This window comes from Candidatus Thermoplasmatota archaeon (assembly GCA_018814355.1).
Classification (GTDB): domain Archaea; phylum Thermoplasmatota; class Thermoplasmata; order UBA10834; family UBA10834; genus COMBO-56-21.
In genome coordinates this window covers 1-6,433 of the sequence record JAHIZT010000071.1, presented here as the reverse complement: position 1 = coordinate 6,433, position 6,433 = coordinate 1, and the positions used below count along the sequence as shown (strand labels likewise).

General features: G+C 52.5%; 6 protein-coding genes. 5 read left to right on the top strand and 1 reads right to left on the bottom strand.

Annotation, left to right across the window (positions count from 1 at the left end):
• The first annotated feature begins 319 nt into the window (after nucleotides 1-319).
• From KJ653_04990 to KJ653_04975, 4 genes are all read left to right on the top strand, one after another.
• Nucleotides 320-1,324 (top strand): transposase, encoded by a 1,005-nt coding sequence (locus KJ653_04990; GenBank protein ID MBU0685188.1) that lies wholly within the window; start codon nucleotides 320-322, stop codon nucleotides 1,322-1,324.
• A gap of 36 nt (nucleotides 1,325-1,360) precedes the next feature.
• Complete coding sequence (locus KJ653_04985; protein MBU0685187.1) at nucleotides 1,361-2,143, top strand: hypothetical protein; 783 nt, start codon at nucleotides 1,361-1,363, stop codon at nucleotides 2,141-2,143.
• A 359-nt stretch (nucleotides 2,144-2,502) separates the two neighbouring features.
• Nucleotides 2,503-2,742: a hypothetical protein gene (locus tag KJ653_04980; protein MBU0685186.1), complete on the top strand. Its 240-nt coding sequence runs from the start codon at nucleotides 2,503-2,505 to the stop codon at nucleotides 2,740-2,742.
• Between the two features lie 106 nt (nucleotides 2,743-2,848).
• A complete protein-coding gene (locus tag KJ653_04975; GenBank protein ID MBU0685185.1) occupies nucleotides 2,849-3,313 on the top strand; it encodes a hypothetical protein in 465 nt (154 codons plus the stop codon).
• 745 nt (nucleotides 3,314-4,058) lie between these two features.
• Here the strand turns inward: KJ653_04975 and KJ653_04970 are convergent.
• Nucleotides 4,059-4,436 carry an ACT domain-containing protein gene (locus KJ653_04970; GenBank protein ID MBU0685184.1) on the bottom strand — a complete coding sequence of 126 codons (378 nt, stop codon included), beginning with the start codon at nucleotides 4,434-4,436 and terminating at the stop codon, nucleotides 4,059-4,061.
• Between the two features lie 1,256 nt (nucleotides 4,437-5,692).
• Here KJ653_04970 and KJ653_04965 point away from each other — a divergent pair.
• Complete coding sequence (locus KJ653_04965; GenBank protein MBU0685183.1) at nucleotides 5,693-6,274, top strand: TATA-box-binding protein; 582 nt, start codon at nucleotides 5,693-5,695, stop codon at nucleotides 6,272-6,274.
• The last annotated feature ends 159 nt before the right edge of the window (nucleotides 6,275-6,433 follow it).

Here is a 6,433-nt window from a genome sequence, read left to right as displayed (position 1 = left end):
GTCGACGACGGGAGGCAAAAACAAAGAGGATGAAACGCGATCAGACGAGATGTGAGTGGCCTTCTTCAACATAGAGGAGGAAAGGCGATTCTCGTCCAGAGAGACGACCGTCAAGATGCTTCGGTGATAAAACCATCGTAATGTTATTAGATGGATATGACTGTACCTTCGCTATGGATTGGTCGGAATTCTGGAATGGCCCTGTTGCGAAACTCAATCCGGCGTTCTGATGGGCTGAGCGTCCATCTGTTATCTATCTTGGTTCAAAAATATTAATGTGTGGCCCGACCCATTCGCCAGTAGATACAAGGTGAGCGGGTTGGTCGCCACGGAGATGGAATTACCACGCGAGGTATTCAGCTTTTCTGGACAGACGCGCATGGACACCTTCTCCCTCGACATCGAGGGAATATCTGTCGACTTCGACCGCTACGACGATGTCGCAATCCATGGCCTCCGTCTGGCCATGGAAGCCATCCGGAGGCATGCTGACGAGTTTCCCTTCTGGCAGAGGCGGAGGAGAATGGGCAGGCCAGGGACGGACGAACGTACCCTGCTGATCGCCTTCATGCTCCAGCAGCTCCTCAGCCTCACCTTCCGCGAGACCGAGGGCGTCTTGGCCTTGGTCCGAGTGTACTACTCGGTCGGGCATGTGCCCGACCACTCGACGATGGCCAGGAAGCTCTCGTCCAGGAGGTGGTCCACGCTCCTGGACAGGTTCTTCGAGTTCCTCATCGCGCCTCTGCCCCGCCGCGAGGCCGTCGTCGTGACTGATGCCACTGGTTACAGCGGCAGGAAGCGTGCCTGGCGCGCGACGAAGCACGCTCAGCGCGCCGTGGAGAGATGGACCAAGGCGCATGTGGCCATCGAAATGGACTGGTTCGTCATACTGTCGTTCAGGCTCACCAACTCGAACGTCCACGAGAGCCAAGTGTTCGAGGCCGTCTGGAGCGCTCTCCCGGACAACGTCGTCCCCATAAGGAGCCTCGCCGACTCCGCCTACATGGGAAACGACTGCCTGGCCGTGGCCAGGCGGCACGGGGCGACCCCGCTCCACAAGATCAAGAGGAACGCCAAGGACTACGAGGAGCCGGAGACGTTCTACCAGAAGCTGGTGAACTTCGCGCACCACTGGCCGAACCGCTTCGCCGTCAGCGCGGCGAAGCGGAGCCATGTCGAGACCGTGTTCAGCATGGTCGACAGTCTGCTGGGCTATCGGCTGAGATGCCGGACAAGGAGAGGGCGGAGAAACGAGGTGAGGACGAAGTACTGCCTGTTCAACATGGTTCAGCTGGCCATGACGCCCGAGTTCTGGTCAGCGTAGTTTCGCAACAAGGCCTGGAATATAAGTGTCGCAGTCTTGATTGGAGTTGCTCCTCCGGTAGCCGCTTCGCTGGTTGCATACATCCTCAACGAACGAACCAAACGCAGACAATCGAGAGAGGACAGAGAGACAGAGAGGCTTCAGTTCGAACGCGAGAAGAAATACGACAAGACGAGGGAGGGCTTTGAGTACGTCCTCTCATCACTCAGGAGAGCTCAACTCAATGCGGCGTACGAAAGGATTACGGAGAAGAACCCAAACCTCAAGTGGCGCCCTGGCAAGACCAAAGTAGAATTGACAAAGGAGCAAGCAGAAGACTTTGACGCGTGTCTCCAAGCGATTCCCAGACTCATGGTCTACGACGACACATTTGATTTGCAGAAGGTTCTCGATTCTCTGGAACACAGACCTGAGGCGCTGGCCGACCTCAGGACGAAGCTGGATATGCTTCTGGCCCGAATAGGAATGAGGAAACTGCACGAGACGTATCTCCCCTTCGAATGTGCTCTTGCATCCCTGACTCTACTGGAAGCTCCAGAGAGAGTTGTCACCTTGTCGAGATCACTGATTATGGACCTGATTGACGTTGCTCCCAAGATGGATACGGACAAGGTCATTGGGGAGATTCAAGGCATTATGCAGAACCACCTCAGCAAACTTGCCGGCAAGGATGAGCGCTTGGCTGAGAAGGCGGCTCATTGGCAACTATCGTTCAAAAGAGAGCGAGGCAAATCAGGAAGGGAACAAAAACAAGGAACGATAGAAGAAGGAACAGATGCTGGACGGACCCAGGTGGGGGACATAAACAGGGAGGTGTAGGGTATAGACATGGAGAAAAAAAGACTGGCTGGATCAGGGACTTGTTTATGTCCTAGAGGGGTGGGGAACAGAAAGGGGCATAGCTCCGATCCAAATCTCTCGCTGATTGACGAGCTGTTCTGACCTACTGGCTGGTCATGGGTTCAAATCCCTTCGGACTCACACATCGTGGAAGTGTACGTGTGGAACACCCCTAGCCGCCGACGAGGATAGGTGAGGAACAATATCTATATGATTCTCGACGCTGTGAAAAGCCTCGCAAGCAACGAGGGGATTTTTGCAGAATCTGCTGCGGCTTCCACCGTGGCTGCGCTGCGTTGATTCAAAGGTCATTGACCCGGTCAGAATCCGTAGTTTGTATGATTACTGGCATGGGGCTCAAGGACCCAATGATGGCCCGAAAACTCGCCTCCGGGAACAGAGCGGGGCGACAAGCCTATGGCAAGGTTGTAATGGCTTTCCATATAGCGAATAGGGAATACCATATCCTGGCGAAGCTTCGCCTCCGCCAGATCCCTTCCGGGGTCCCTGCAGGCGTGAGGCAGGCAGTCATGATTGCTCAGAAGAGGGCATTCAACTCAAAAGGAAGCGAAGTCTAGGGCCAGCCGTCCGCGTGGCAAAAGGCCATACGGCCAATCCCCTCTCGATTGCCCACAAATCATCAGCAATCGCAATAGGGAATGAGGACAATTGGGGTAGAGTGAAATGGCGATGAAGTGCCGCAACTGTGGTCAGGAGAACCCGAGGGAGAGTGGAGTCTGTTCTGGCTGCGGGAAGGAGATCTTGCAACCGGGAGATAGAGCTCAGGTTCTTGCGACATTGATTCAGTCCCAGGATACTGTCACTTGGGTTGCATTCTCCCTCGCCATGACGGTTGAAAGCATTCTGCTTGTAGGGTTCGTTCAGGCTAGCTCGGGTCTTAGAACGATAGCTATCGCTGGGTTGTCGCTGGATGTCATATTCATGATTCTGGTTGTGCGAAGCAACATGGACATGAGGGCGCTGTATAAGAAAGCAGCTAACACCTATCCTGACGCATTCGCGTTGTCTCGGTCTGAGCGCCTTCACATTCTCGGCATGGACATCCCAGCATGGCAGGTCATGATGGTCCCGTTCTTGGCTTGGATGGTTGGTTGGATATACCTCTTGCTAGTCCGATTGGTTGGCTAGGCTCTATGCCTATGAGACGCATTCCTATTTCGGAATAGCCTTGGCTCCAGACCTATCACCTTCGAAAGGTGTTCCGATATGCCCTAGAGCCCCAACGAGGCAAATCCAAGGCTATTTCGAGGCCACATGGGCTTTCAACGCGGGAAAAGACCCTAAGGAAAGGCAACTCAAAGGCAGACGGAGAATTGTGGGTCACACTCAATCCACCCGCACGTCCTATCCCGTGTCAATGTCCTTGATCGTTGGTGCACGGATGAAAACGCCTCTGAATCGCCTCTCGCCTATGATCTTCGGGACGTTCTCAGTGGCATCGATAGAGCCGTCCAGGATGCATTTCCCGGGAGAAGAATCACAGTGACATTTGGGGGACGGTTATGGATAGATGACAGAGTTCCCGGCGACTACACAAAAGGAGCGAAGCATGGTGGAAAAAGCGGTTTCAATTGCGGTTTGAACAGAAAGACACAGCCAGATTTCTGCCCGGAACATACCGGTGATTGAAGCTGGCGTATATACTACTGGTAGAGAATAGAACCCTAACGGTCCTCAAGCAAGACGTATCCTAGTATTCATCCCATTCAGGCTGCAAGAAACTGTCTGTCTATGGATAGATTCAAACTCCTTCTACTTGACAGAGAACATGAATCAGCTTCTTGTAGTCGAATCTCGGCTGATTGAATCTGATAAGAACAGAAAAAGAAAAGGGGAAAGGCGTTTCATCATGGAAAGGGACGGACTGCGCTGATCAAAGCTTCAGCACGTTCCTAGCCTTTTCCTCATCGCTCACGGCAAGCGCTACATGGACGTGCTTCGAGTCTTTGTCGAACATGTATGCCGCGTCGAGGTTTATGCCCTCATTCGCCAAGATCCTTGTGACCCGCGCGAGTTCGCCGGGCTTGTCCTCCAGCTTTACCACGAGGACGTTCCTCACAGAGAACTGCATTTCCGCCTTCTCTAGTGTCTCCCTGGTCTTCTCGGGATCCGCACTCACAAGGCGCGCGACCTCGGCATGGGCCTCGGTCGAAATGGCTCTTATGTTTATGTTTGCCTCATGCAGCTTCTCCGTCAATCGAGCGATCTCTCCTGGCTTGTTGGGCAGCTTGACGCTAAACTCTTGCTCCATCTACATTTCCTCCTCCCACACTCTTGGCAAGATCATGGAAGTGACGTCTCCGAACGGATGCCTAAAACCATGTCTTGTCTAGGGGGGTGCATTACTATGCAGCCTCTTAGTATTTCAAGTCTGTTACACGGAGTCATTCATCGCCTGGCAGACTTCATGAGCGATGAGCGCCAAATGCTCAGGTGTGAGCATTGAGCGAGCTCGAGTTCGAGTCCTCCTGTCATTCAGATCTCGGTCAGGCCGTCCACGGTCTTCTTGTCGAGCTTCTTCACGACCTCGACCACGAGCCTGATTGTGTTCTGAAGATGAGCTTTGTCAGTCGTCTGTTCACGGTAAGTAGCGAATCTCCAACGTTCAGGTTCAATCTGCTTTCCACCGTTGGAGTCGCTCTTGGCATTTCTTGCCTATTCCTACCCTGGGCGACAACAACATGGTTGTCCTGGGAGTACGATCCCATTGCGGGTCCCTACTACGAGCACGTGCCTCACTCAGTATTACCTCACAATGCATGATTACAACGCTGGGAACGTTTTCACAGGTATGGGCGACCCAGCAATCAGAACAGGAGCGGCTATCTTTCTTGCCGGATGCGTGTTGGGATGCATCAGTCCGCTGGCAGGGGCTTTGCAGATTGCTGGTTTTCTACTGTTCGCTGCAAACATCGGTGCTTACATTGCACCGAGAGAACCCGATGTGGCGTTCCTAAAAGGGACAATTGACCTTGGCTTCTACCTTGCGGTTCTTGGAGGATATTTGGCCGTTGCTGGTGCGGTCTTTCCAGTCGGGATTGGTCACGGAGGATCGCAGCCACATGGCCGAGCACTCGTCTGGCATATTCCTGACAAAAGGAGTCAACCCAGTCCCTCATCGGATTGACCTCTTGAACCCATCGAGTTCGATTCTGATCATTCAGTCGCAGCGTCGAACATCAAACAAGTAGAGAGTGTGCTTCCGTTGAGATATTGACCAGATATCTACTGGCAACAATGCTTGGGTTCGAAGGGATTCGAATGATCGGCTCCGCGAAAAGAATGCTGGAAACTTCTCCAGCTGCTGTTTCAATCCAGCTCCATGCGGCATTCAGGATTTGTCTCGATGTCTTGTCTTGGACCTGGGAAATGTAGCTCTTCACGATTGAAGACTCAAGGCGAAGAAAGAGCCAGAGTGCGGAAGGTCAAATATGACCGCGTTGGCTTCCAACGATAAGAGTTTTCACAAAACTATTTCGTCGCACCATCGATAATCTCCTGAGATTCATGAATGCAATCGAAATCAAACCACGAGTAGAGAATATTGTGGCTTCGACGCAATTCGCGAAAGAACTTGATCTTGACACAGTCGCCGAGAAACTCACAGGGTCAGAATACGATCCTGAGAGCTTCCCTGGCCTTATTTATCGGATCAGCGACCCGAAGACTGCAATTCTCCTTTTCAGAAGCGGGAAGGCTAATTGCACTGGCGGTAAGAGTCTAGAAGAAGTCCGAAGAGCAATACGAAAGGTCGCTGAGCTTCTGAATAAATCAGGCATCCCCGTCAATCCAGATCCCGAGTTCACCGTGCAAAATATGGTCGCAATATACGATGTCGGCTGCGCTTTGAATCTGGTAAATCTGACAATATCCTTGGGCCTTGAAGATATAGAGTATGAGCCAGAACAATTTCCAGGCCTTGTCTATAGAGTGAGAGATCCCAAGGTTGTCTGCCTCTTGTTCGGCTCTGGGAAGATGGTGATCACGGGGGCAAAGAATGAAAAGGATATTGAACGAGCTGTAGATAGGGTCGTCCAGACTATCCGCCAATCCGGACTTCTCTCACTCTGCAACGGGAATTCAGATTGATGCAAGATTGGATTCACACCGTGGGGGGTCATTGAAACAACAAAAAGCTCCTAGCAAGGTAAGTTGAGGAGGTCATGGGGGGACATGTCAATGGGACACAGAATCGTCCTGACGGCCGACAGAACGCTGATGTCGAACTACAACGGAAGCATGTTCATC